The sequence below is a fragment of the Microcoleus sp. S36a_B3 genome (assembly GCF_036700745.1).
In the GTDB taxonomy this organism is placed as follows: domain Bacteria; phylum Cyanobacteriota; class Cyanobacteriia; order Cyanobacteriales; family Microcoleaceae; genus Microcoleus.
This window is the reverse complement of sequence record NZ_JAUBPN010000005.1, coordinates 72,142-97,834: the sequence shown is the minus strand read 5'-3', so window position 1 is coordinate 97,834 and position 25,693 is coordinate 72,142. Positions and strand designations below refer to the sequence as shown.

28 protein-coding genes are annotated in these 25,693 nt (G+C 44.8%); 10 read left to right on the top strand and 18 right to left on the bottom strand.

Annotated features, from left to right (window positions below; genetic code table 11):
• Nucleotides 1-57 precede the first annotated feature (57 nt).
• Nucleotides 58-642, top strand: a complete 585-nt coding sequence (locus QUA01_RS07860) for a Crp/Fnr family transcriptional regulator (RefSeq protein ID WP_333088942.1) — start codon at nt 58-60, stop codon at nt 640-642.
• A 78-nt stretch (nt 643-720) separates the two neighbouring features.
• Here QUA01_RS07860 and QUA01_RS07855 read toward each other — a convergent pair whose 3' ends face one another.
• Both QUA01_RS07855 and QUA01_RS07850 read right to left on the bottom strand, forming a co-directional pair.
• On the bottom strand, nt 721-921 hold the full coding sequence (locus tag QUA01_RS07855; protein WP_333088941.1) for a hypothetical protein: 201 nt from the start codon (nt 919-921) through the stop codon (nt 721-723).
• A 134-nt stretch (nt 922-1,055) separates the two neighbouring features.
• The gene (locus QUA01_RS07850; protein ID WP_333088939.1) at nt 1,056-1,289 is read right to left on the bottom strand and encodes a hypothetical protein; all 234 of its coding nucleotides are present in this window, start codon (nt 1,287-1,289) and stop codon (nt 1,056-1,058) included.
• Nucleotides 1,290-1,399: 110 nt separating this feature from the next.
• Here QUA01_RS07850 and QUA01_RS07845 point away from each other — a divergent pair, with 110 nt between their 5' ends.
• Entirely contained in the window at nt 1,400-1,837 is a 438-nt protein-coding gene (locus QUA01_RS07845; RefSeq protein ID WP_333088938.1) for an RrF2 family transcriptional regulator, read from the top strand.
• A gap of 18 nt (nt 1,838-1,855) precedes the next feature.
• Complete coding sequence (cysK, locus tag QUA01_RS07840) at nt 1,856-2,836, top strand: cysteine synthase A (RefSeq protein ID WP_333088936.1); 981 nt, start codon at nt 1,856-1,858, stop codon at nt 2,834-2,836.
• 274 nt (nt 2,837-3,110) lie between these two features.
• On the opposite strand, the gene QUA01_RS07835 is transcribed toward cysK, so the two are convergent.
• From QUA01_RS07835 to QUA01_RS07795, 9 genes are all read right to left on the bottom strand, one after another.
• Nucleotides 3,111-3,905, bottom strand: a complete 795-nt coding sequence (locus tag QUA01_RS07835; RefSeq protein WP_333088935.1) for a sulfite exporter TauE/SafE family protein — start codon at nt 3,903-3,905, stop codon at nt 3,111-3,113.
• A gap of 312 nt (nt 3,906-4,217) precedes the next feature.
• On the bottom strand, nt 4,218-4,721 hold the full coding sequence (locus tag QUA01_RS07830; RefSeq protein WP_333088934.1) for a hypothetical protein: 504 nt from the start codon (nt 4,719-4,721) through the stop codon (nt 4,218-4,220).
• 172 nt (nt 4,722-4,893) lie between these two features.
• Complete coding sequence (locus tag QUA01_RS07825; RefSeq protein WP_333088932.1) at nt 4,894-5,130, bottom strand: hypothetical protein; 237 nt, start codon at nt 5,128-5,130, stop codon at nt 4,894-4,896.
• 19 nt (nt 5,131-5,149) lie between these two features.
• Nucleotides 5,150-5,596: a YidH family protein gene (locus QUA01_RS07820; protein WP_333088931.1), complete on the bottom strand. Its 447-nt coding sequence runs from the start codon at nt 5,594-5,596 to the stop codon at nt 5,150-5,152.
• A 15-nt stretch (nt 5,597-5,611) separates the two neighbouring features.
• Nucleotides 5,612-6,034: a YidH family protein gene (locus QUA01_RS07815; RefSeq protein WP_333083967.1), complete on the bottom strand. Its 423-nt coding sequence runs from the start codon at nt 6,032-6,034 to the stop codon at nt 5,612-5,614.
• A gap of 146 nt (nt 6,035-6,180) precedes the next feature.
• Nucleotides 6,181-6,846, bottom strand: a complete 666-nt coding sequence (locus tag QUA01_RS07810; RefSeq protein ID WP_333088928.1) for a hypothetical protein — start codon at nt 6,844-6,846, stop codon at nt 6,181-6,183.
• A 542-nt stretch (nt 6,847-7,388) separates the two neighbouring features.
• The gene (locus QUA01_RS07805; protein WP_333088926.1) at nt 7,389-8,051 is read right to left on the bottom strand and encodes a cadmium resistance transporter; all 663 of its coding nucleotides are present in this window, start codon (nt 8,049-8,051) and stop codon (nt 7,389-7,391) included.
• Nucleotides 8,052-8,071: 20 nt separating this feature from the next.
• Nucleotides 8,072-8,776: a cadmium resistance transporter gene (locus tag QUA01_RS07800; RefSeq protein WP_333088925.1), complete on the bottom strand. Its 705-nt coding sequence runs from the start codon at nt 8,774-8,776 to the stop codon at nt 8,072-8,074.
• Nucleotides 8,777-8,989: 213 nt separating this feature from the next.
• Complete coding sequence (locus QUA01_RS07795) at nt 8,990-10,492, bottom strand: APC family permease (protein WP_333088923.1); 1,503 nt, start codon at nt 10,490-10,492, stop codon at nt 8,990-8,992.
• Between the two features lie 387 nt (nt 10,493-10,879).
• On the opposite strand from QUA01_RS07795, the gene QUA01_RS07790 reads away from it, so the two are divergent.
• On the top strand, nt 10,880-11,812 hold the full coding sequence (locus tag QUA01_RS07790) for a LysR family transcriptional regulator (RefSeq protein WP_333088922.1): 933 nt from the start codon (nt 10,880-10,882) through the stop codon (nt 11,810-11,812).
• Between the two features lie 119 nt (nt 11,813-11,931).
• Here the strand turns inward: QUA01_RS07790 and QUA01_RS07785 are convergent, their stop codons facing one another.
• Complete coding sequence (locus QUA01_RS07785) at nt 11,932-12,777, bottom strand: prohibitin family protein (RefSeq protein WP_333088921.1); 846 nt, start codon at nt 12,775-12,777, stop codon at nt 11,932-11,934.
• Nucleotides 12,778-12,830: 53 nt separating this feature from the next.
• Nucleotides 12,831-14,036, bottom strand: coding sequence for an EAL domain-containing response regulator (locus tag QUA01_RS07780; RefSeq protein ID WP_333088920.1), 1,206 nt, complete (start codon nt 14,034-14,036; stop codon nt 12,831-12,833).
• 460 nt (nt 14,037-14,496) lie between these two features.
• Between QUA01_RS07780 and QUA01_RS07775 the strand changes: the two genes are divergently transcribed.
• The gene (locus tag QUA01_RS07775; RefSeq protein WP_333088918.1) at nt 14,497-15,012 is read left to right on the top strand and encodes a heme-binding protein; all 516 of its coding nucleotides are present in this window, start codon (nt 14,497-14,499) and stop codon (nt 15,010-15,012) included.
• Here the strand turns inward: QUA01_RS07775 and QUA01_RS07770 are convergent.
• The 3 genes from QUA01_RS07770 to QUA01_RS07760 all read right to left on the bottom strand — a co-directional run bounded on the left by QUA01_RS07770 (nt 14,978) and on the right by QUA01_RS07760 (nt 17,993).
• Nucleotides 14,978-15,415 (bottom strand): secondary thiamine-phosphate synthase enzyme YjbQ, encoded by a 438-nt coding sequence (locus QUA01_RS07770; RefSeq protein WP_194010390.1) that lies wholly within the window; start codon nt 15,413-15,415, stop codon nt 14,978-14,980. The two genes, QUA01_RS07775 and QUA01_RS07770, sit on opposite strands and share 35 nt — an antisense overlap.
• Before the next feature lie 162 nt (nt 15,416-15,577).
• Complete coding sequence (locus tag QUA01_RS07765) at nt 15,578-16,687, bottom strand: glycosyl transferase (protein ID WP_333088917.1); 1,110 nt, start codon at nt 16,685-16,687, stop codon at nt 15,578-15,580.
• 292 nt (nt 16,688-16,979) lie between these two features.
• Nucleotides 16,980-17,993, bottom strand: a complete 1,014-nt coding sequence (locus QUA01_RS07760) for a hypothetical protein (RefSeq protein ID WP_333088915.1) — start codon at nt 17,991-17,993, stop codon at nt 16,980-16,982.
• A gap of 122 nt (nt 17,994-18,115) precedes the next feature.
• Here QUA01_RS07760 and QUA01_RS07755 point away from each other — a divergent pair, with 122 nt between their 5' ends.
• Entirely contained in the window at nt 18,116-18,682 is a 567-nt protein-coding gene (locus tag QUA01_RS07755; protein ID WP_333088914.1) for a hypothetical protein, read from the top strand.
• 840 nt (nt 18,683-19,522) lie between these two features.
• Complete coding sequence (locus tag QUA01_RS07750) at nt 19,523-21,991, top strand: ATP-dependent Clp protease ATP-binding subunit (RefSeq protein WP_333088912.1); 2,469 nt, start codon at nt 19,523-19,525, stop codon at nt 21,989-21,991.
• Between the two features lie 375 nt (nt 21,992-22,366).
• Here QUA01_RS07750 and QUA01_RS07745 read toward each other — a convergent pair whose 3' ends face one another.
• Both QUA01_RS07745 and QUA01_RS07740 read right to left on the bottom strand, forming a co-directional pair.
• Complete coding sequence (locus tag QUA01_RS07745; protein ID WP_333088911.1) at nt 22,367-22,765, bottom strand: helix-turn-helix domain-containing protein; 399 nt, start codon at nt 22,763-22,765, stop codon at nt 22,367-22,369.
• A 376-nt stretch (nt 22,766-23,141) separates the two neighbouring features.
• Entirely contained in the window at nt 23,142-23,327 is a 186-nt protein-coding gene (locus tag QUA01_RS07740; protein WP_193975303.1) for a ribbon-helix-helix domain-containing protein, read from the bottom strand.
• Nucleotides 23,328-23,518: 191 nt separating this feature from the next.
• Between QUA01_RS07740 and QUA01_RS07735 the strand changes: the two genes are divergently transcribed.
• From QUA01_RS07735 to QUA01_RS07725, 3 genes are all read left to right on the top strand, one after another.
• Nucleotides 23,519-23,854, top strand: coding sequence for a hypothetical protein (locus tag QUA01_RS07735; protein ID WP_333088910.1), 336 nt, complete (start codon nt 23,519-23,521; stop codon nt 23,852-23,854).
• Between the two features lie 117 nt (nt 23,855-23,971).
• On the top strand, nt 23,972-25,267 hold the full coding sequence (locus QUA01_RS07730) for an RNA-guided endonuclease InsQ/TnpB family protein (RefSeq protein WP_194066019.1): 1,296 nt from the start codon (nt 23,972-23,974) through the stop codon (nt 25,265-25,267).
• Between the two features lie 26 nt (nt 25,268-25,293).
• The gene (locus tag QUA01_RS07725; protein WP_194066018.1) at nt 25,294-25,485 is read left to right on the top strand and encodes a hypothetical protein; all 192 of its coding nucleotides are present in this window, start codon (nt 25,294-25,296) and stop codon (nt 25,483-25,485) included.
• Nucleotides 25,486-25,693 lie beyond the last annotated feature (208 nt).

Genomic DNA, 25,693 nt, shown 5'->3' with positions numbered 1-25,693 from the left:
ACCAACACTATCCTGCAGCATTGTACGAACTAACTTGAATTCCTTCAGTAACTGGCTATGACTATTGCTTCTTTTTCCACTAAAACTTTTGATGAAACGAGCCGCCATATATTTCCTCGCCGCTCGCACTTGCCCAACAGAAGCAATGCTCTGTGGCGAATTGAAAGTGGAGTAGTGCGAACTGTAACGTGGCTTGAAGATGGCACAATTATCACCTTGGGATTGTGGGGGCCTGGTGATACGATCGGCAAACCGATATCAAAATGCGATCCTTTTCAAATTGAATGCCTCACTAAAGTCGAGGCAGTTCTATTATCTGTCGAGCGCTGGCTAAATAGAGATATTTTGCTCACTCACATTCAGCAGGCTGAAGACTTTATGGTAATGCGAGGTTACAAAAGAGTTGATTTTATGCTCTATCAACTATTAATTTGGCTGGCTAAGAGGTTTGGTTCTGAGGTAGAGCAAGGACATCTGATCGATATGATTTTAACGCATCAGGACATTGCAGAAATCATCGGTACAAGTCGCGTAACGGTCACTCGCACCCTCGGTCATTTTGAGGAGCAAGGCTTGATCGATCGTCTGCCGCTCCACCGGATTATTCTGCAACCTTCAGATGTGTGGCACTACGAAATATAAAAGGTTATTAGCTGACAATGGGATATTCGAGCAAATTCAGAGTTTTCTAGACCACAGATCATTTGTATCAAATGTGCGTTAATTAAATTTAATCATCGACTCGTCAAACAGTTCAAAAGCAAGTGCGTATCGTCGCCATTGCTTTTTTGTTTCTCCTGATTTCTTTCTTCTCGCTGCCAAAAGATGCAATATCTCGCCCCTGTTGATTGCCGCCAAGTAACTCAGTTTGAACTCATATCTTGCACCATTCTCAAGAACAGGCTTTCCGGCCTGTTCCACAATCAAATTTACTCTTTGTGAAACAGGCCGGAAAGCCTGTTCATAAAAAGCTTATTGAGAATGGTACAACATCTCAGTTTGAATAAACTTAACGATGACACAGCATATATCCGCCTACCTACTTAGCAATTACTTTAAGGCGGTATTGCCTCTAAAATACTCGCTCCCTCCAACATTTGAGACTTTCGGGATCTAGCCGCTTCGGGGTGTTCCCAAGACGGTGCAAAGGGTGGAACCAAGAAGGAGCAAGCTTTCCACCCACCCTGTACCCCCACGCCGAGCATCAGGCAGTTTCCGCCCCTGTGTCCGTGCTGCTCGTAATACCGACAGTGCCGACAGCTTAAATTCCCTACATTTACGTTACTCACGGGATTTCTCCAACCGTTTTTGTAATAAAAATATACTAACACCTGTATGTCTACCGGAATTATGTACTATTATATAATGTACAATTTAAACTCGATCGCCAGTGGGGAATGTGGAACTATCTTCTAGAGTACAATATGCCCTGTTAGCGCTCTTGGAACTGGCGAGTCACTACCCGAAGGATTCGCCCCTAACAGTAAACGAAATTACTGTTTCTCAAGAGATACCGGAACGCTATCTAGACCAAATTCTTGCTGTGCTGCGGCGTGCAAGTATTGTCCAGAGTTTGCGGGGTGCTAAAGGCGGTTATTTGCTGGCGAAAGATCCTTGGGAAATTACTTTGCTAGAGGTGTTTTCGACACTCGAAGGATCGGGCAGTGGCCCGGCCCAAAAAGTTTCGGAATCTGTAACAATAGAAAAAACTGCGGTGCTAGAAATCTGGCAGGAAGCTCAACAGGCATCTTGGACTGTTTTGGGGAAATACACATTACAAGATTTGTGCGAACAGCGCGATGTTCGCAAACAAGCACATCCCATGTACTACATTTAAAGGGAGAGAAATTAAGCCATGAGAATAGCTAAGGATGTTACAGGAATAATTGGCAGAACTCCATTAGTTCAGCTCAATAAAATTCCCCAAGCCGAAGGAGTAGTTGCTCAAATTGTGGTCAAATTGGAAGGGATGAATCCGGCTGCTTCGGTGAAAGATCGGATTGCGGCGAGCATGATTCATGCGGCAGAAGATGCGGGGTTAATTCAACCGGGGAAAACTATTTTAGTAGAACCGACTTCAGGAAATACTGGAATTGCTTTGGCAATGATTGCGGCGGCGAAAGGCTACAGTCTGATTTTAACGATGCCGGATACGATGAGTTTAGAGCGCCGATCGATGTTAAAAGCTTACGGAGCTCAGTTGGAATTAACTCCGGGACATGAAGGGATGTTAAGCGCGATCGCCCGTGCGGAAGAAATTGTAGAAGAAACCCCCAATGCTTTCATGCTGCAACAGTTTCGCAACCCCGCTAATCCAAAAATTCACCGTGAAACAACGGCTGAGGAAATTTGGGAAGATACAGAGGGTAAAGTAGATTTTTTAGTTGCTGGAGTTGGCACCGGCGGTACGATTACTGGAGTTGCTGAAGTAATTAAACCGCGAAAGTCCAGTTTTAGGGTAATTGCAGTTGAACCAGCCACCAGCCCCGTCCTTTCTGGAGGCAAATCTGGTGCTCACAAAATTCAAGGGATTGGCGCAGGATTCATCCCAGAAGTGTTGAAACCAGAGTTAATTGATGAGGTAATCGCAGTTAGCGATGCAGATGCGATCGCCTACAGTCGCCGACTTGCCAGAGAAGAAGGATTGTTGTCAGGAATTTCTGCAGGCGCCGCTTTGTGTGCCGCAATTCAAGTCGGCAAGCGTCCCGAAAATGCGGGAAAACTGATAGTTTTTGTGCAGCCTTCTTATGGCGAACGCTACCTCAGTACAGCCTTGTTCAAAGATTTAGAATTGCCAACGATCCGCGAACTCGAATCATTAGTCAGCAATTATTAAATTGTAGGTAGGGCCTTGGTGACAACTTAACGTCAAACCGACCGTCTCTCTTGTTGTATCGAAGTCGAGATCCCCCCTCACCCCCCTTAATAAGGGGGGGACAAGATTCTTCTCAAAGTCGCCCTTCTTAAGGGAGGACAAGATTCTTCTCAAAGTCAACCCCTACTCCCCTTCTTAAGGGGGATTTAGGGGGATCTCGACTCGGCTATAAACAAAATATACAAAGGTTTTTAGGGGATTTTTGACAGCAATACTCCTGGCATTACCCTACTTTTCAGACTTGATACAATTTCCAACTAGCCATCGCCAACATTCCGTAAATTACAAACTTTAGTGGGCGTTGAGGCATAATTTGGCAGAATTTAGCACCTACCAAAACTCCCGGCACCGAACCCAACCAAATCGGCAAAACTAAACTCCAGTCTACCGTTCCGAGGCTGAGGTGTCCCACAGATGTAAACATCAACAAAATTGCCGCCTGGGAAATATCTGTACCCACCAATTTAGAAGTATCCAGGCGGAAAAAAGCAATCAGCAACAGTGCAAACATAGCACCGGAAGACACGCTAGTGATTCCCACTATGCAGCCTAAAATTGCTGCAGCACTCACAGTACAAATACGGCCATAATTAGTATTTAAGTCCCATTCACGGGGCGAAGGCAATTTAAAATTAGGGAAAAATGTTTTGACCACTAATTGGGTCAGCGATAAAGCGACAATGAGGGCGAGCCCTACTCCAAGACAGCGCAGCAATATGCTGTCTAAGTTCTGACTGCCGCTGGATTTGATGCAGTGTAAAATCCACACGCCAGTCAGCGAACCGGGCACGCTGCCCAAAGCCAGCCACTTCACTATTTGCAAGTCGAGGGTTTTTTGCTGCCAGTGTTTGAAGCCACCAACAATTTTCATCAGTGTAGCAGCTACGACATCCGAACTAATAGCAATTGATGCCGGAACCTGGAAGACGAAAATTAACATTGGGGTGATGAGCGAGGCTCCGCCGACTCCGGTCAAACCAACCAGAATGCCCACAAAAAAGCTGAGAAAGGATAGTAATAAGTAGTTCACTGTTATGCCCAAAAACTGTGTATTTAAGCGCTGCCAACCAACCAACCAACAAATAGATAACTGGCGCGGCTCCGGCAACACAGCTACACAGGCAAAATCTTACTCGCATCCCAATCTTTCTAACCAGGAATTTTGCTATTCAACGCTTGAGACTTACCGCGCGTTCAGCTACAAAACTTTTGGTAAAAGTAAGTAAATGCCAATAAACAAAACTACATAACTTGTAGTGTAAAAGCTCCCTAATTTTCTGATATCTACCTGTGTAACTGATTAAAAACCCTCGATTTATTTATGGGGTTTATATTCGACTTTCTACCTGGAAGTGACGAGCGTCACAGGTAAAGCAGAGCTGAGGTTAACCGACTGTTGGCTGGAAAAGAAATCGGGAGTATCGAGAACATTAAAATGAATCAATGCCACAATGACAACTGTGAAGGCAGTTGATGATATTAAACCCGTCAATAACTCTTTTTTGAGGTTTTTTTCCTTGGGTTTGTCTGTAACAATATCTAAAGTTCCTAGCTGCATCAACAGAATTCCCGCAATATTAGAAAGCCAGTAGCCGATAATTGTGCAAGGAAACAGTAAATCTGGGGAAAGCCAACTAAAGATATACCCAAAGGCGTAGGCAATTGGCAGATTGAAAAATATGTCGTTCCACCAACATAGCGGTGATAGCAAATATCCAATTGCCAGAAGCAACCCGCCTCGGATTTTTTTAAACCAGACTTCCTTAAAGCTTTTAGCTTGTGGCAACTGTTGGGTGAGTTGTTCTGCAAGCTGGTACTCTTTGCTGACTTTTTTAGCGTTTTCCACGTTAATAACTCATAACTCTATCGACTTACCGTAGTTTAGCATCTCAACAGAGCTATGTCTAGTAAGTCAATCGAGTTACCGTATTTTTTTGGTGATCGGCTGAAGATACTTTGTTTCCGGTAGAAAAATATCTATCCGGGAGAGGTTGTTGAGAATGCTGCCTGGTGTCGGTTTAGGCTGCGATCGAGAAATTGAAAGCTTCAGGCAAATGCTTGACAGTTTGCCAAAGATATGCAATATCGATACCCCAGTAAAATTGCAGGTAAACGAGCAAAAGCCCGATCGCAACTGTCACGCCTAGCAATTTAGGGACTATTTTCGCGACAGTCTCCAGCACTACGAATGCGGGCCAGATAGCAGCACCTAAGATGAGAATGGAAGCACTCGTGGCAACTATATCGCTATTCATGATTAACTCCTGTTGACAATCAATCGGGTATTACAAAACTACTTGGGCTCAGGGCGGTTGCCAAAATTGAATAAATTACTCCTATTCCCAATAAGCCCACAGCAAAACTGAAAAATAAAACCATGGCGTCTGGGGGATTGTAGGTATCGTGGTCAATTTGGTGGCGAACGGTGAAGTAGTGCTTAGTTGAGATTAAGACTGTCCCCCAACCTATTAGAGAGAAGATTAAACCCAACTTCCACCCCATCGCTTGGCGGTAATGTGCGGGCATTTGCACGACGCGAAGTCGGATGATGACGACGCCAAAACCCATGAGGGCGATCGCGGCCCGCATCCATGCTAAGAAGGTGCGCTCATTTGCCGATCGATCGATCGCCCGCGACAGATTGGGCTGCTTTGGTTTCTCATCATCTACTTGCATCGGTTGGAACGATAATTGCACGCGATCGAACTCTTTAATATTCATCTTAAACGGTCACCATTATTCAGGTGCCATCAAACCTTCTAAGCTAGAAGGAACGGTGAACATATAATAAATTACCCCAGCGCCTAAAATGGCGATCGCCAGACTGAAAAGAATTACCCAGCGATCGGTAGGTTCATAAGTATCGTAATCGATATCGTGGCGGACGCCGAAGTAGTGCTTAGTTGAGAATAACACCGTCAGCAAACCCACTGCTGAAAAAAGCAAACCCAACTTCCAACCATTGCCGGGAGTTGGCAGCAGAGGGGCATGGAAGGTGCGAAGGCGGACGATAACAACGCCAAAACCCATCAGCGATATTGCTGTCCGCATCCATGCTAAATAAGTGCGCTCGTTTGCCAAGTGATCCCGCACCCGCGACGGATTTGGTCGCCTAATCTTTTCTGTATTTACTTTCGTGGATTTCCAATTTAATAGCATAGATTAGCCTTTTAATATTAACTCCAAATATCAAGGTAAATTGATAGATTTCTGCTGGGACGATTATCCGCCGGGGATAGCTCCCCGGCGGGTTGTTGCGTTGGAACAAACTTTACACAGCCGATCGCATTACAAGTTCACCAAAACTAATCATTTTCCTCAGTTGGTGCGTTGGGAACTTGTGCATCTATGTAAGCCTGAGTCACATCAGGAACAAACCAATTCGCATCCCCAGGCTGGAAAACTTTAGCAGTAGGAACGTTGAATTCTACAGCGCCCGTATCGGGATTAGCTATCGCTACAACTTGAGTTCCGTCAACTATCTTAACAGCTAGACCGCCAGTCAATTCTTCTGAAGGTTTATCGACAGACCTTAAATCGGTTGCTTTGAGATCGCTGGGCAGATAAATTCCATCGCAATCCCATTTATGTTCAGTTGTTTGGCCGTCAGCTAGAAAATAAAGGGCATTCTCGTAAGTAGAAGAAGCGGCTTTTTTGCCTTTCGGGCCGTAGACAGCCAGGGTTTTTCCTGTCTCGTTGCGGCACTGACCCCAAGCTTTTCCCGTTTCTAAAGTGTATTTTTGAAACTCCAATTGAGAGATTTTTTGCTGAAGTTGCTCAGGGGTATAAGTCTGGGCGAGATTGGGTGCGTCTTTCGCTTTCCTGAGAGTGTTCAAAGCTTGAGTCACCTCTATGTAATCGGGATTGCTCGCATATTTCGGCGTTTTTGGAGCGTCGGCCCACGAGGGGGGAACAAATACTAAATTGGCGGCCATTACCAACAGCACTAAAACAAATTTGAAGATTTTCACAATTTTTGTCCTTTTCTAGATTGTCAGGTTTTTTCCAACTTTCTGTTTGCTTGCTATCTTAGGACTTAGGCCAAAACGATATCTCTTTAACTGGTTTGTCGGAAAAACCAAATTGTGCAGAAGCGAAAAATCGGTTTTTTCAGCATTCTACCTATTGTCAGAGTCGCTCTGCGTAGAGTAGGGGCGAAGTGTTCGGGCGATATTTTATGGATTAATCCTCAAGTTTTTAGCTTGGTTGGATTCACCACTACTACAGAATTTATTGAGACAAAAGGTATATTGTTGCCTAAGTCGGGCAATTAGCTAGCTCAAAAGATGGTTTCAGCTTTCGTGAATACTTGAGGCTAAATTAGTTTGAAGCTGCTTTTAGCTTGGTCACTCACTTCATTATTAACTTAGCATATTTGTTGATAAAATTCAAGCGATATAGCGCAAACTTTAAGCAAACAATTGTTAAGGGAAAAGTGATGAGTTAGGAGTTATGATTTATGGCAAATTATCTATCTATAGAGGGAGGAAAGTAGCAGAAAATTGGCGAATACTTAGTTAGATTGAAATGCCGGGAGCAGGCGATACGTACCGCTTTCAATCAGAATAAATATTCCCAAGCCAATTAATACAAAAGGGACAACAGCCTGGCTATACCGAGTCAAAATACGGGCGATCGCCCTTTGGCGAGTTAACCGGTAAGCGACATAAGACCAAACACCTACCATCACCGAGAAAACCGCCAAAATCACCACCAAGCTCGGCAAATCGCTGCTAGCAAACAGCGGCAAATAAATACCGATGTTGTCACCCCCGTTGGCCACTGTTACCGCAGCCACATTCAAAGTTTGGGGATTGAAAAGATTGGCGAGTTTTGACAGAACAGATGAGTTAGATTGACGGTTAAATTCGCCCGATACGGCTTGTACGTCATTTTCCTCATTTTCTCTCTTGACTAAGTGACTGATGCCGATCGCGATCGGAACCAAACCCAGCAAGCCAATCCAAGCTTTCGGCACAATTAAACCGCCAAAAAAACCGGGCAAACTAGCAGTTATTAGTGCTGCAAATCCGAGGTACTTACCCACAAAGATATGCCGGGGGCGGAAAGTATCATTTACCTGGGCGAAGAACAGCATCGAAATCACCATGTCGTCGATATTGGTTGCGGCAAAAGATGTAATCCCGGCAATAATCGCTGCTGCAATCCAATTCATGTGCTGTCCCTGCAATTTTTCTAAACTTCAGTTTCCCTGGCGTTACCTCTGCTGATAGTTATCAAACAGAAAGCGCAACCAACTAAAGATATTATACTTAAAGTTGGGCTTGCCAGAGTGCCGCTTTTAACCAGAATCGCCATTCCCAATCCGATCAAAACAAAAGGTACTAATTGATTGCCGTAGCGAGTCAAAGTATCTGCGATCGCCCGCATCTGAATTAACCGATAAGCAGCGTAGCACCAAATGCCCACCATCCCGAAGAATACAGTGAGAACCACCGCCAAACTTTCTAAAGTATTGCTAGCAAAAAGTGGCACATATATCCCGATATTGTCGCCCCCATTGGCCACCGTCACCGCTGCTACGCTGTAAGTTTGAGGAGACAGAAAATTGCTAAAAAAAGAGTTCTCAGATTTCTCTAATTCTCCCTCAACTTCCGAATCGTCAGTTTCTGAATTCAGCAAGCGGCTAAGCCCGATCGCAATTGGCAGCAAACCCAGCATTCCGATCCAATCTGGCGGAAAGATTAAGCGGCCAAAAAAGCCGGGAAGGCTAGCCAAAACCAGTGCAGTAAAGCCCAGAAACTGACCGAAGACGATATGCCTGCGCCGAAATACTGCATTCACCTGCGAGAAAAATAGCAGCAAAATCAGAATATCGTCAAGGTTGGTAGCCGTAAAAGCTGTCATCCCCGTAGAAATTGCTGTTAGTAATTCATTCATTTCTGTGTATCCTCAGATTTTTTATTTCGTTGTACTTGCTGGGTTCGTATCTTCGGAACGGGCAAGATGCCCGTTGCACAAAAATTAAATTTTATTGTGGGCTGTTGATCGGAGCAACGCCTTTGAAATGCTTATTGACAATGCTGCAATATCTCAGTAAAAGCCCCGTTGCTTAAAAACTCTTTCTCCGAACAGCGAACTGGTAACTGTTAATCAAAAACGATCGCTGTCAAAGGGAACGGCTTTCAATCGAACACCGCCGTAAATTGGATTTTCTTCCTCGAATTTGGCGTGAATTGCGTCAATACCCTGCTGCATCGATCCCGTCAGTTCAGGGGAACGCAGCCGCTGCCAGAAAAACCATCCGCAAGTAACCACCAAGTACATCAAGAACAAGTAAGGAAACGCATCGTAAGGAGCTTCGGGAGGTGGGAACATAGTGCTGCCGGGAATGCCCACGCTGCCCGCAATCGGAATCATCATAAATGCGATCGCCACAGCCGAAAATGCTACATCCCGCAGGCGCAATTTACCAATTTTGTGTAGGTAAACCGGGGCTGCGATCGAAATTAAGACGTACACGGTTAAAAATCCGTAGCTGCAAATTGCCCCCAAATAACCCATACAATCGAACAGTTTGATGTCAAACATAGACATCACAGCAGGTACCAAAAATGTCAGAAATGTACACATCGTTACTGCAACGTGGGGAGTTCTATTAGATGAATGCGCTACACCTAATGAAGAGTGAAACAAACCGTGGCGCGCCATCATAAAAAACACTCTCGCCGCTGGATTGATGCTGCCAAGTACGCAAGCAAAAAAGCTAAATAAAGCGCCGAAAGCAACTAACTGTCCCAGCCAACCCATCCCGACTTGTTGCGCTAGAAAAGTCAGAGGTTCTTCACTATTAGTAATAGAAACTCCAGTACCGCTAAAACCCAAAACCTCAATATAAGTCATCAGAACGAAGAATAAGCCTGCCATGACAGCACTGCCCATCACAGCCCTGGGGATATTTTTTAAGGGTTTTTTCGCTTCGTCGCCCAGAGATGTAGCACTTTCAAAACCAGAGAAACCAAACATTACTAAGACAAGCCCCGTCGCTATGTTGCCGGGAGTTACGCCTTCCAAAGTTAATTGGGACATATCTAAGGCAAAACCTTTGTGCGCCCAGATGATAATTCCTAAGATAAAAATCGCCGCCACTGATGCCCCCTCTAGCCACAGCATCGCCATAGCTGAAAGCTGGATATCTTTGTAACCTGCATACCAAGCAACGCCAGCCCCGATCGCTAACAGCGTAATCGGTGACGGATGGATGCCTAAATGACCGATGAAACTACCCGTAAAGTTGGCAAAACCACACAAAACGGACATCGCAGTAAATAGATAAGCTAGTACCAAACTCCAGCCGCAAATTACGCCGGCAGTCGGGCCAAGTCCTTTAACAATATAAGAATAAAGAGAACCGGCAGAAGCCGATCGACTCGCAAATTGGTTGATATTGATGCTGACAAATACTAGGCCCATCAAGCCGATGAGAAAGCTCAGCCAAGCCCCGTTACCCGAAAGAGCGACAATTAACCCTATATTAGATGCTGGTATCGTTGTAGGTGCAATGACGGCAAAGGATTGAGCTAAAACCTCCCCGAAGGAGAGGCAGTCCGGCTTTAAGCCGTGGGGACTGTGATTTTTTTGCGTTTTCTTGGTCATTTATCTTCTCTATTTTTGTCGATCGACTTTTGGCGATCGGCTTAAAATTGTCGGTGCTGCTTCAGCATTGGGCCCTGCGTTAGAAGCTTGAACATAACTGTAATCCCCTTCTGGGGTAGAATCAAATGTTGTTTTTTATCGAATTAATAAATACAAGTGATGCAGTGCCGCCACAAAAGAACTGTTGGAATAGCAGATGTATCTGTCGCCAAAATCTCAAACCCTTGACGTTAAAAGGAAACTTTAAATAACGGCTGGCAACCGTGCTTTTTTGGTAATTCCAACCTGTACAATAGAGTCGAAAACTTCAGGTCAAAGCTTAGCCGCAAGAGATTTTAATCTCAAAAAATAACTGTATTTAGTAAAAGGGTACTCAGCATGGCCGGAATGACACTTGACCAACTGCGAGTTTTTCTAGCTGTCGCGGAACACCTGCACTTCAGCCGCGCAGCGGAGGAACTTTACATTACCCAACCCGCTGTCAGCGCGACCATCCAAAGCTTAGAGGCGCAATACGGAGTAAAACTATTTCACCGCATCGGCCGCCGCATCGAAATCACAGATGCTGGGAAGTTGCTGCAAGTTGAAACTCAGAAAATTCTCGACCAAGTTGCTTTGACTGAGAGAGGTTTGCGGGAGTTGAACGACTTGCAGCGAGGCGATTTAAACTTGGGTTGCAGTCTGACCATTGGCAATTATTGGTTGCCTGATAAACTTAGCAAGTTCAAACAAAAACATCCTGGTATTTGCGTGAATTGTACTCTGGCAAATGCCGAAGAAATTTGTGCGGGTACGGCGACGGGAACATTTGATTTGGGTTTAGTGACGGGAGACATCAAAGCTTCGCTTAAGAACACTCTGGAGGAAGAAGTTGTAGGCAGCGAACGCTTGCTGATTGTAGTTGGCAAATCTCACCCTTGGTTTGAACAAACAGATGTGAGTTTAGCGGAAATTGCGAAAACGGATTGGGTGATGCGAGAATCTGGTTCGGGAGTTCAGCAAATGTTGGAACAAGCTTTGCAAAGTTGGGAAATTAATCCCCATGAATTGAATGTAACTTTAGTTTTGAACAGTAGTGAAATGGTAAAAGCTGTGGTGGAAAGTGGCACAGGTGCAGCGGCTATTCCTGAATTGATGGTAAAAAAAGAATTGCAGCTATCTACACTGCGATCGATTAAAATTATAGATAGCAAACCAAGTTCTAATGTATCTTTGGAAATAATTAAACCTGTTTTAAAACTGAAGCACCGACAGCGTTTTCAAACTAGAATTACTAAAGCTTTTGAAGAGATATTAAGTCAAGGTGCTGGTAATTGCTAATTCAGGACTTAGGCACGAATACTCAAGAAACCTATTTTTTAACCGACATCAAAAGCTAAACTCCCTGTATTTTCGTAAAGAAACCCGGTTTTTGGCTACCCCTGCGTCCACGATTATAATTATCTCTCAACCAACTTCCTCAAGTCCAATAAATTTTTACCCCCATCACCAACAATCAGCGGCAATTTCCCATCCCATTTTTCTATAGCCTGCCTTTCCAAAAGTTCCGGAGTCAAATTGTCCCGCAGCAACCTTTGCACTTCGGCTTCTCCCTTGGCTAAATTCACCTTAGCGTCCGCCTGTTTTGCTGCCTTCAGCGCTAAAAACTCCCCTTTTTTTGCCTCCTGTTCGGCAATTTGTTTCGCCTCCACTGCCTCGCTAAACCGCTCAGAAAAGTGAACGTGTACTAAAGAAATATCGTCAACGGCAATGTGATACGTAACCAGCCTCAAGGTCAAAGAATCATCAACTGTGGCTTTAACTTCTCCCCGTTTAGTAATTATTTCTTCAGCCGTATATTTTGCCATAACTGCTTTTAATACTTCTTCAACAGCAGGCTCTATAATGCGAGCTACGACTTCTTTCTCGTCACCTATTTGTTGAAAAATAGCATTTGCTTCTTCTGGGAGAATATGCCAGTTGAGCGCTACATCCGTGAAAACATCTTGCAAATCTTTTGAGGAAGCTTCAGCGGAACTTTCCTGTTTTTGCACCCTAACGCTCAACTTTTTTACAGTATAAACTGTGGGTACTATTACGTGAATTCCTTCTCCGAGTACCTGTTCTTGCACTTTACCAAACTGCATCAGCACGCCCCGTTCTCCGGCGTTGACAATGACAAAGAATTTGGACAAAATAGATAAAAATACTATCAATAGAGCTAGCTTAACAGCTAGGTAAACATCCTTATTTTTTTTAGTGCTTGATTTGAGTAAGTCAACGTTACTGGTAGATTCTAAAACCATATTTCACCCCGATCGCACTTGATTATAGGACAAATATTGACTTCAGCTATATTCTATTTGCCTTCCGCCAGCAACTGTTCAAAATCCGCTGCCGGCACAGGAGGACTGAATAAATATCCTTGCATGGCATCGCACTCGTAGCGCCACAGAAAATCTTTTTCGGCTTCAGTTTCAACTCCTTCGGCAATTACCTCAAGACAGAGACTGTGCGCCATTTCAATAATAGCTTTGACAATCGCTGCATTTGTGCAACCGTCGGTTATATTGCTGATAAAACAGCGATCGATCTTTAAAACATCAAAGGGGTATTGTGTCAGATAGCTTAAAGAAGAATAGCCTGTGCCGAAATCGTCAATAGAGATAGAAACTCCCAAATCTTTCAATTGTTGCAAAGTCGCGATCGCACCTTCGGCATCCTCCACCATCAAACTTTCGGTCAGCTCTAATTCCAAACTGCTCGGTGCTAAACCAATTTCTGCTAAAATTTCGGCAACTCTGCTGCTGAGTTCTGGTTGGTGAAATTGGGCGGGCGACAGATTCACCGCTACCTGCTGCAAGGAAAAACCAGCATTTTGCCAAACCTGTATTTGTCTGCAAGCTGTCTGCAAAACCCACTCGCCCAACTGTACGATGAAGCCAGTTGCTTCGGCATCAGGAATAAATTCAGCGGGCGAAATCAGCCCTTTTTCGGGATGCAGCCAGCGCACTAAAGCTTCAGCGCTCACGATTTTTCCAGTCTGAACATTGACCTGCGGCTGATAGTAAACTTGGAATTCTTCTCGTTCCAAGGCTGCACGCAAACTTGTTTCTATCTCCTCTAATTTGTCGGCGGCATCTGGGAGTAATGTGCTGCTTGGCGATCGCAAATTATGCTGCTGTTCGGCAAAAGCTGCTTGTTTTTTCAAGCGGCTGGATATCGCACCCACAAGCTCAGCTTTAGTAAAAGGTTTTGTGAGGTAATCATCTGCTCCCAATTCCATACCTTGCCGCATTTCAGAGCGCTCGGCTTTACCTGTGAGGAAAACAAAAGGTACTGTAGCAGTAACAGGGTGCGATCGCAAGGCCATCAGCACCCCGTACCCGTCTAGTTCCGGCATCATCACATCGCAAAGAATCACGTCGGGAAGACTTGACACCGCCGCATTTAAACCCAGCGCTCCATTTTCTGCACCCGTCACGTCGAAACCTTCGGCTTTGAGGAGTTTGAGAATATTCTCTCGAATTACTCGATCGTCCTCAATCACTAGAATCTTTTTCATATGTCATTCCCTGAAAGCGATATAATTGAACGGCGTTGCTGAGCGCGATAACCGTGGCAATAACTGAAAATGCACAGCTCGATCGGCACAGCCGAATCTTTTCCGACATAAATAGCAGACACCCCTGAAAAACGCTAATTTTTTAAGGACAACTAGATTGATGTTTCTCTGCTTACTTAGCGCCGTCCGTATTATTACGAGGTTAAGCAAGAAATATCTCAACTAATTCTAGGCGATCGACAGTTAGCATCGCTCTAAATAACTGCTAAACTGGTTGTGCTGCAGGAGCGATCGGCTGCAAACAATCTCAGCCTATTTATAGCAGTGGCCCAAACAAACGCAACTGCAAGCAACTAGAAAACCCTTGCAGAGTAAGTATTGCCTCATTATTTAGTGTAAAATCTAGAATCTCAAACTTGTACGATCGCAAAGCCGAAGTATCTAAAATCTCAAATCTAAAATGACATTACCTAGTGGATTCCCTGAGCCGGCACAGATTGGCGTCATAGAAGTTAAGCAATATCCTCAGTACCGCGCTGTCACCTACACCCACGCAGGCGATTTGCGACAAGCTACAGGAATCGCATTCAATCCCTTATTTGAACACATCAGCAACAATCAAATTGCGATGACAACGCCAGTAGAAGCGCGCTACACGGAAACTTCCGAGCAAATCGATAAAGTTCCGGTTGCAGAAGTTTCCTTCCTCTACCCGGCATCAAATATCGCCCCCAGCAGCGTTAACTCTGCTGTGGAAGTCACGGATACTTCACCGATGACAGTTGTCAGCATCGGCGCGCGCGGGGCCTACACTTGGGAAAGTTACGAAAATAACCTCCAGAAACTCAAAGATTGGCTTCAAGAACATCCCGAATACGAAATAGTCGGGCCGCCGCGCCGCTTTTTTTACAACTCGCCGATGACACCAGAAGCCACTAAAATCAGCGAGGTGCAAATTCCGATCCAACGCCGCTGACGTGAACGACTAATTCGCGAAAGTGGCCGCGCTGGCGGTGTTCCCAGAGATAAATTCCCTGCCAAGTTCCTAACAATAATCTACCGCGCGCGATCGGGATTTGTTCAGAAGTATGAGTCAGCGCAGTGCGAATGTGCGCCGGCATATCGTCTGGGCCTTCCGCATCGTGAATGTAACTCGCGCCCTCCGGTACAAGTTTAGCCAAAAAGTTAGCCAAATCCTTAAGTACATCCGGGTCAGCATTTTCTTGAATCACCAAGCTAGCAGAAGTATGGCGCAAAAACAAGCTACAAAGTCCTGTTTCAATACCCGAATTCGCCACCGCATCTTCTATCTTAGGAGTGATGTTGCACAGAGACTTCCCTGTAGTTTGAATTCTGAGTATTTGTTGGTGATGAAGCATTCGATTTTAGATTTTAGATTTTAGATTTTAGACCAAATTAGACTTGCATTGCATTCAATCGCTTTCCGCTCAGGAAAATATCTGCGTTAATCTGCGTTAATCAGCGGTGGAATCAATCAAAGATTTATCCATTGGGATTTGAGATCGTAAATCAGCATCATCCTAATCCCGATCTTTAAAATAGTCTACAACAGCTTGGGCGATCGCCTCAGTACCATTTTTATCCAACTTATCGGACAAACGCGGCGGATGCAGTGGCTGTCGCAAAAACTCCCAATCCCCCTCAAAAAACTCCGCCGCCGTCACCACTTGATGTTCCGCATAATTTTTCAGCCACTCCAACAACACCTGAGCTTCCGCAAAACCTTCTCTCATAATAGAAACAACAGGTATTTCCAAGCGCAAAGCTTCCGAAAAAGTGCTGTATCCCGGTTTAGAAACCAAGCGCCCGCAGACAGGCATCAGATCCACCGGACGCGGTAAAATCGGGAAAGATTGTGCAAATTCTTGATTTTTGACTTTAATCAAATTCGGCAAATCGGGAGCCACCCCATCAAAAGTAATAAATTGCCAATCGCTAAATAGCTGTAAATTTTGATAAGGAATTGCTTCTAAACCCAAGCCGCCGAAAGTCAGCAATACAGTTTTTTCCAGCGGTGATTTAATGCCGAATACTTCCCGAATTTCATCGTTACTGTAGCGAGGATTGCCGCCCGTCAAGCCGACATCTTGAATATTTGGGAAAGCTGGCATCGGTTCGTGCAAAGGCAGGCGAAAAAGCCGATCGCACTTTCCGAAACATTCACCAATCCAATCTGCCATTTCTACAAACTCCCCGCCCCAATCTCGATAGATAAAATCCCAGCCAAAATTGCTCATCATCCAGCAAGGAACCCCAGCAGATGCTGCCATTCGCGCAGCCAAAGGAGGAATATCTGCCAACACCAAACCCACCCGATTTTGCTTGATAAAATTAACTTCGCCCGCAATTATAGAATTTTGGTTTTTCCGAATTTCCCGCAACTTTTCCAGCGTCGCCTCTTTGTCCATATGCAAACTATCAGCTTGCACGACTCCCACATCAAAAGCGCGGGGACGGAGGATAAAGTCGCCAGTAATGTAACATTCTAGTAGCCACCGAGGTGCGGTTGTGGTGATAATTAGTAAAATATCTGGATTTAATTCTTGAATTTTTGCAGCTACCGAGGAAACTCGGACAGCGTGACCAAATCCGTGATTGGTGATTGCAATATATAATGTTGGTCGAGACATTGATAATAGGGAATAGGGAATAGGGAATGGGGCATCGCGCATCGGGAAGTGCGGTAGAGACTCGAAGGCAACAAGGCCAAGCTTCAAGCGACGCACAACGAACAATGATACAGTTAATTACTAATGACTAAGCTATTCTGCATTTAAATTGTATATTCCGGGCGGTGCTGCGGAGCAATAACCCAGAAGAATTTTATTATTTCTTTAGATCCAATTTAAATGCTAAGTAGCTGATGTTACCGATTGATATGATGTCCGATAGTTGTAGAGGCACTGAATATGTAAAAACTCATCAATCGGACGGGCCATCAGACCAAACAGGCAATTGATTAATCTTATCCAGCGTAATATCTACATACTTTTCACCGTTACTTGCCCGATCTTCCCCAAAATATCCCTCATCGCCGTCGTGCTTTTGAGGGCCGCTGACAGCTTCTGCGTAGCGTCCTTGTAAACGAGCTTGATTGAACGGGGAAGTCGCGAACCAGTACCAGCGAGTCGGAAAAACTATGCCGCCAATATCCTCAATTGAATCGCGAGTGCCGCGCAAATGGAAAACGCGATCGGCTTCTGCAAAACCATTTTCTCCCGAAAACACGCCCCCAACTGAAATAACAGTAACTTCTGCTTTCAGCCATTCTTTAAGATAGGGAGTAGCACCCAAAGCAACTTGTGCGCCGCCGCTAGTGCCAATTAAAATAACTTGCAAAGGTTTTTGAGGATTAGCTGAAATCGGAGATTTAGCATTCATTCGCTCGATAATTGCATGAGCAATTCCCTGATTGTATGCAAAACCGTAGCGATAATCAAGAGAAATTGCAAACCTCCAAAGATTGCGAATTTTGATGAATATATCCGCCCCAATCGGCCCACTTTTTGCCTGTGCTGCAAACCGCCAAAAAGGAGCTAGCCAGCGCTGTCCGCCTAAACTTTTGTTAGAAGCTGAATAAGGAAAAATATCCCCCACGGCTACGCACTGCGGGTGACTTTCAACTAAATGTTTGAGAAAAAATGCTTCTCCCGGTGTTAGTTCGTCCCCCGAAAAATCGCCAACTCCCGGTAAAAAGATGATATAACAATTGCTCGGTGAAGACTTGCGCGCTTCCGGGCTGCTGTCGTTCGGGGGCAATATCTCCGGCGAATTTTTCTTGAAACCCAAAGTTTCGGCACTTTGACCCAGCCACCATATAACAGTTCCCACTGGCGAAAGAATGCCCCAAACTAGCAGGATTAGAGCTGCGATGAGCAACAAATTTAAACTTCCTCCGCGCAGCCACGCAAATATCTGCAAAATCAATCTTAGCATTTAAGAAAATCTGGTAGAATGCCTGTTAATTACCTAATTATGTAGAAATATTTTGGTGATTTTGCTGTATTAGAGCTTATTTTGTCCTAGTTGTCAACTATCTTGAGGAGCAGGAGTTAAAGGTGAGGGGAGAAGATTCAATTGCAGGTTTGCGAAGAACGCTTTGGAACGCACTTTCTTTGAACAGCAACTTTTACGAAAAAACTCCCTACACTGCCAGAACGAAGCGGATAGCTTTAACGATTGTAATTTTAGCAGCGGTGTCCCGCGTTTTTGGCAGTGCCGTCATTTTGTTAATCAATCGAACTGAGCTATCCGTGTTATTGTTAGCACTTTGGATAGATGCTTTGGCACTGGTGGGGGGTTATTATTTTTGGACTTTCACTATCTTTAAAATCGGGCAGTGGCTGAAACCCGGTCATGTAAGTTATGGGGAGTTGTTGGTTCCGATCGGATTTGCTTACGCCCCGCAAGTGCTAAATTTTTTAACGTTAATTCCCTTGCTGGGAGAAGGGATAGAGCGGATATTAGCTGTGTGGAGCTTGCTATCTGTAATTGTGGCGGTTCGCCAAGGTTTGGATATTAAAACTCGCTGGGCGGTGTTAATCGGTTTTGCGGGTTGGCCGCTGATTCAAATTGCGATCGGGTTTGTAAAAGTTATTAAACAGTTGCTTCCACAATGGCTTTAAAATGGGGAAATTATCATTGGTTAAAGGCAAAAATTACAAGAAAGTTTCACGGTTGTAAGTTTCGATCGCAGATTTTGCAACTAGGCGATTAATGGCAATTTCAAAATGCAGCTAATTTTACAAGAAAGGCAGAGAGCAGGAGGCAGAAGGCAGGAGGTGAAAAATATTAATTAAAACTTTAGTTGTGAGTTTAAAGCTCAGTAAAATAAATAATTATACTGAGAATGCTGGCAGCGAGGTGTACAATGTCCTTGTTTCAATCTCCCTCTTTTAAGGGTGAGTTCATAAAAGCCTCCTGCCTTCTGAAAATGGCGATCGCCCATAAGCCCCTTAACCTGTTGATTCCTGCACGCACTAAGCCCAAAGAAACCGGGCTTTTCACCAAATCTACAGGCTGCAACGAAGGATTTTAGTTGAAAAAAATGGTTGTTGACCGCCAGCGGGCAAGTCAAACTGTTAAAATAAAATTGCTTTGGGGTGCAATACTTTTGCTAAAAATACGTAATTTGAAACAAAAGCATTCTCAGATCGCCCGAAGCAACATTGTCGATAGCTCGCTTTAAGAGAATGCTTGACAGGGGAACGGCAACACAGTAGATTAGGAGATGAGTGATATGGTGATTGATAAGATTAATTTGCCTTGGCACAGTTCGATCGCAGAACCAGACGGCAAACACACCCCAACTATTCGGCTCTCCCCACTGTCCGCCTCCTCTTAGTAGCGATACATTGAATAAAAGGAAATACACAAAAATTTACATATATAATTTGTGTAGTGTTCCAAATCGCTCCTCACCAGCAGCGATACAACCCTCGCCAAGACAGTAGGATAGAAAAAATATGTTTGAACGCTTTACAGAACAAGCCATTAAAGCAATCATGCTAGCCCAAGAGGAAGCGCGGCGCCTCGGCCACAATTTTGTAGGCACCGAGCAAATTCTCTTAGGACTCGTCGGCGAAGGCACTGGCATCGCTGCAAAAGTATTACTGGATATGGGCCTCAACTTGAAAGAGGCGCGCAATGAAATTGAAAATATCATCGGTAGAGGTTCCGGGTTCCTCCCGCCGGAAATTCCGTTTACCCCCCGCGTCAAGCGCATTTTTGAGACGGCGCTGAACGAAGCGCGACAGTTAGGACACAATTACATCGGCACAGAGCACATCCTGCTGGGGCTGATCCAAGACGATGAAGGGGTGGCGGCGAAGGTGCTGCAAAACCTGGGAATCGATCGCCAGAGAGTTCGCACGCAGGTAATTCGTGCAGTGGGAGAAGTCGCGGCGGTATCTGGAGGCCGGGGGGATAGCGGCGATCGCAAAATCCCGACTTTAGAAGAATTCGGCACAAACTTAACCAAGCTAGCAGCCAGCGGCAAACTCGATCCCGTGGTGGGCCGCGAAAATGAAATCGAGCGCGTGATCCAAGTGTTGGGCCGCCGCACGAAAAACAATCCAGTGCTCGTAGGCGAACCGGGAGTAGGCAAAACAGCCCTCGCCGAAGGCCTCGCCCAGCGCATTGTCAACAGAAACGTCCCGGAAATTTTAGAAGACAAACAAGTAATCAGCCTCGATATGGGTTCGCTGATTGCTGGGACAAAATTCCGAGGCGAATTTGAAGAACGGCTGACGAAAATCATGGCCGAAATTCGCGCAGCAGGCAATATCATTCTGGTAATTGATGAAATTCATACCTTAGTTGGTGCAGGCGCGATTCAAGGTAGCATGGACGCTTCCAATATGCTCAAACCAGCCCTGGCGCGAGGCGAATTGCAGTGTGTGGGCGCGACAACCTTGGATGAATACCGCAAGCATATCGAGCGCGACGCAGCCCTAGAACGCCGCTTCCAACCGATTAAAATCGGCGAACCAAGCGTGGCTGAAACAATAGAAATATTGTACGGTTTGCGATCGGCCTACGAACAGCACCACAGACTGACAATTTCCGATGCAGCCTTAGAAGCAGCGGCTACACTGTCTGACAGGTACATTAACGATCGATTTTTGCCAGACAAGGCGATCGACTTAATTGACGAAGCAGGTTCCCGCGTCCACGTCTTGAACTCGCAAACCCCGCCCGAAGTTAAAGAACTCAAAAAACAACTTCCGGCTGTTAGCAAAGAAAAAGATGCTGCGGTGCGCGAACAAGACTTCGATAAAGCTGGCAAATTGCGCGATCGCGAATTAGAAATCGAAGCCGAAATCGCTGAAGCTACAATCAACAAAAGCCAGATCAGAATCTCTCCCATCGTCACTGAAGAAGACATCGCCCACATCGTGGCAAATTGGACGGGAGTACCAGTTAGCAAGCTGACAGAATCGGAATCGGAATTGCTGCTGCACATGGAAGACACATTGCACCAGCGCTTAATCGGTCAAGAAGAAGCTGTCAGCGCAGTTTCTCGCGCCATCCGCCGCGCGCGGGTCGGCTTGAAAAATCCCAATCGCCCGATCGCCAGCTTCATCTTTTCCGGCCCAACAGGCGTCGGCAAAACGGAACTGACAAAAGCCTTGGCTTCCTATTTCTTCGGTTCCGAAGAAGCGATGATTCGGTTAGATATGTCCGAATTCATGGAACGCCACACCGTCTCCAAACTCATCGGTTCGCCTCCGGGTTACGTCGGCTACGATGAAGGCGGTCAACTAACAGAAGCAGTCCGTCGCCGTCCTTACACGGTCATCTTATTCGACGAAATCGAAAAAGCTCACCCGGATGTCTTCAACATGATGCTCCAAATCTTGGAAGACGGCCGCTTGACCGATGCGAAAGGTCGGACAGTAGACTTTAAGAATACGCTGCTGGTGATGACATCAAACATCGGTTCGAGGGTGATTGAAAAAGGCGGCGGCGGCCTCGGTTTCGAGTTTACTGAAAGCGCAGCAGACTCTCAATACAACCGCGTGCGGAGTTTGGTAAACGAAGAACTGAAACAGTTTTTCCGTCCTGAATTTATCAACCGTCTGGATGAAATTATTGTCTTCCGCCAGTTGAATAAGGAAGAAATCAAGCAGATTGCTGACATCTTGTTGCAGGAAATTTTCAGTCGCTTAACGGAACAGGGTATCACTTTGTCGGTGACAGAAGCGTTCAAGGAACTGTTAGTTAAAGAAGGCTACAATCCCAGCTACGGTGCTCGACCTTTGCGGCGCGCAATCATGCGGTTGTTGGAAGATGTACTGGCTGAGGAAATGCTGTCTGGGAAACTGAAAGAAGGCCAAAGTGCGATCGTAGATGTGGATGAAAACGGTCAGGTGAAGGTATTGCCGAGTGGCGAATCTGAACCGAGATTGCCGGAATTTGCTTTAAGCCATTAAGTGCGATGACACGCGGATAAATAACGTCTGATTAAAAACCCGGTTTCTTGGAGAAACCGGGTTTTTAATTAAAAAATACCAGTTAAAAAAAAGAATGCAGCAACAGTAACTGTAGGGTGCGGATACATCAACAATCCTCAAAAAAAGCGACAATCTGATAGCGACGAACCTTATTTTTGTCAATATGTCAACAAACAAATCCAACATTTTATTGCCAATAAAAAAGCTTGCTAAAAAAAATGGCTGGCTTCTTGATTCATTGAACCTACCAGGTGCGTCGCTATTAAATTAGCCGTCTTTATTAAAGATTGTGGATAGCGACACACCCTACGGAAGACTGCTGTATGAGTGTTGAAAATTGGCATTTACATCATATTAAATGAACAAACTAGGCGACACTTTAAAATAATCGCCGAGTGCCTTAGCTTGTGCTTTGCTAATTGCCCGCTTGCCATTAACAACCTCAGAAACTACGCCACTCGATCCAATGATGTCCACTAAGTCAGCTTGACGGGTGCCGCTGGCTTCCATGATGTGTTGCAAAATCTCGTGAGGTTCGGATTTGTCGATCGGATAATTTTGAGCCTCGTAAACTTCAATGAGCGTTACCAATAACTTGTGTAAAGTTTTTTCTTCGGGAGTACGGTTTTTGGCGAACGTCAGCCCCTCTGCGACTGCTAGGAGGCGATCGTATTCTTGCTCGGTTTCGATCGCCCGTGGAGCGACTTCTGCCAGCAAATTGCTATAATTAGCTCGATCGAAAGTAAGGGTCATTTTTCCATTTGTCCTTGTCGTATAAAGATGTCATAGATTCCTGCTGCTAAATAAGTGGTTAAACGTTTAGTCATCGGAGATTTAGTTTTGTTTAAGCCGATCGCAGTTGATTGCGGGCTATGGGAGCATCCACTTTACTGCTGCCCCTGCTTCTCATCAGACAAAGACTGCTGTTTTAGCAGTTTCTCCTCATGGTCTACAAGAGCTTTCTCTAACAGGAATGCTGCCAAATTGCTAGTCGATCAACCTTCTTGTTTAGTCCATTCCTCAAGGCGAGTGTAAATTCCGTCTGCTAAATATTTTGATCGGCGTTTCGTCATCAGAGATTGAATTTCTGTCTAATTGCAAGTTTCCCGCCAATGATTTCGCACAAACTTTATTGTGAGTCCTGCTTTTCATTAGAGGGTGGCGGCTGTTTTTGGATCTTTTCTTGGTGCTCTCTCACAGCTTTCTCCAAAAGGAATGCTGCTAAGCCGCTGATTGAACGGCGTTCCTCGTTTGCCCAATCTTGAAGTTGGTCATAAATTCCATCTGCGATGGAGGTTGATAGGCGTTTCGTCATCAGAGGTTGATTTTTTCTTATCTAAGCCGATCGTCAGTGTGATATATTTACAGCGTTTTGTCGATTTTGCTACATATATGCTGTAAATATGCTGCATATTGCGCTATACTCGGAAAAGTCAAAAGCCAGCGCGCGCCCTAGGAAAGTTCGTCGCTGGCTTGTGGCTCTAAAAATCAAAGAGAGCTATTACCATGATAAAACCTTCCAGCGACGGAAGCGAATTTTCTCGCGGCTACCAACAAGCTTTAGACGACTTCGGCATCACACAACTCCTATCCTGCATCCGCAGCTACTCTGACGCCGATTTCGACGCGCAGCGGGTGCTGTTGCAGGAAAAAGAGGTCAAAAGCTTAGCTAGCCATCTAATCGAACAGTTGGCGGCCAACCTCACGGGTAGTTTCATCGCCAGCTACCTCGACATTCTACGAAAAGCAGGTGCCCAGATAATTGCCGCACATTCTCCAAATCGGCAAGTAACTGCACAGCCAGAAGATAATCTGCAACTCACGAAAACGCCTGATTTATAAATAAACCCCTGAAAACCCTGTGACTTTAGTCCAGGGATGAAAGGTAGGAATAGACTTTAGTATACCAGTCAGACAAATGCGATACATGGTAAAATTAATCAATGGAGGTGAAACAAAATGTACGCAGTGCAAAAAGATGTTTGGCATTTAACGGAATTTGAAAAGCCTATTGTTGAGCAACTACTAAAATGGTCAAATAACCTGTTTAATGTTGGGACTTACGAAGGTAGGCAAAGATTCTTTAAAGACAAAAGTACGGTTAAATATCCTGACTTGTACAAAATTGCCAAAAATAACGAAAATTACGGGCTTCTCTACTCACAAGTCGCGCAACAATCTCTTAAATCTGTAGCTGAATCTTTTAGCTCTTTCCGAGCATTGTCCAAGTTAGCTTATAAAGGAAAACTCAGCCAAAAGCCGAGATTACCAAAATATAGAACCAAAGGAGGAATGTACCCAATTTCTTACCCCGGTCAAGCTTTAAAGGTGGTTGGGAATAAAATTAGACTGCCTTTAGGAAACAAAGGTAAAGAGCATTTTGGCACCGATGCACTTTTGGTTCCTTTACCCGAACGTATTAAAAGCTCTACCATTAAAGAGCTGAGACTAATTCCTAGAAATGGTCAAGTCTGGGTCGAGTACGTCCACGAATCTCTTGGCGAACAAGCCCTTAGTTGCGATTTAGAAGCGACTGGCATCCTGGGAATCGATCATGGCATCAATAACTGGCTGACCTGTGTCTCTAGTAATGGCCAGCCTTTTATTATTGATGGCCGTAAACTAAAATCTTGGAACCAATGGTTTAACAAACAGAAAGCAAAAGTTCAATCAGAACACGCCAAACATAAGCTACCTCAAGGTTTCTCATCACAACGATTACAGCAATTATCCGAAACTCGCGCCCGAAGAATGAGAGATGCTGTTAATAAAGCAGTGAGAATTATTGTTGATTATTGCCAGGATAATCTAATTAATGTCATAGTTTTTGGTTGGAATAAGGGACAAAAACAAGAAGTAAACATGGGCGGAGTGACCAACCAAAACTTTGTCCAAATACCGACCGCCAAAGTCAAAGAAAGGTTGCAACAAGAATGCGATTTAAAAGGGTGGAAATTTGTCGAACAAGATGAATCTTACACTTCAAAATCTAGCTTCCTAGACCGAGACATAATGCCCGTGAAAGTCGGTGAAAAACCCGACAATTGGCAGCCCTCGGGTAAGCGAATTAAACGAGGTTTGTACCGTTCTGCTCAGGGACTAATCTTAAATGCAGATGTTAATGGGGCAGCAAACATCATCAGAAAATCAAAGGTAGCCATAGACTCATTAATTGAGCGAGTGGGTAGTGGGTTATTGACTAACCCTTTAAGAATTAAACTTTGGGCGGATTCATCCCCCAAAGTTTGTCCTTAAGAATCCCCGTGTCTTTAGACCGGGGAGTGTCAATAAAGCCGGATTATGCCAAACCTTGGGTGATTGTGCGGGTTTTGCCTGATGCTCGAAATCACGCTGTTGCGCGTTTCTGCAATCGCCAAGATGCAGATGACCATTTAAGGGCTTTGTGCAAGTTTGTGCGATCGGGAATCTTTGAGATTGTGTTCGATCGACCTGGCGATCCAGAGTTAGATTAAACAATTAATAGCTCTGCTTTACGGTGGGTTTCTGCCCACCTTTGCCTATAATTGTTTGCTGATTCTTGTTAATTTAGACTCTCAAGTCGCGGCGCAAAAAAAGGTGTTTTTACCTATTGATTTTAGTTGATTTTTAAGGTATATTTTAGATAATAGAAGTGGTGGCTTAAATTTGAAAATTGCTACCACTCCGATTATTATATAATAC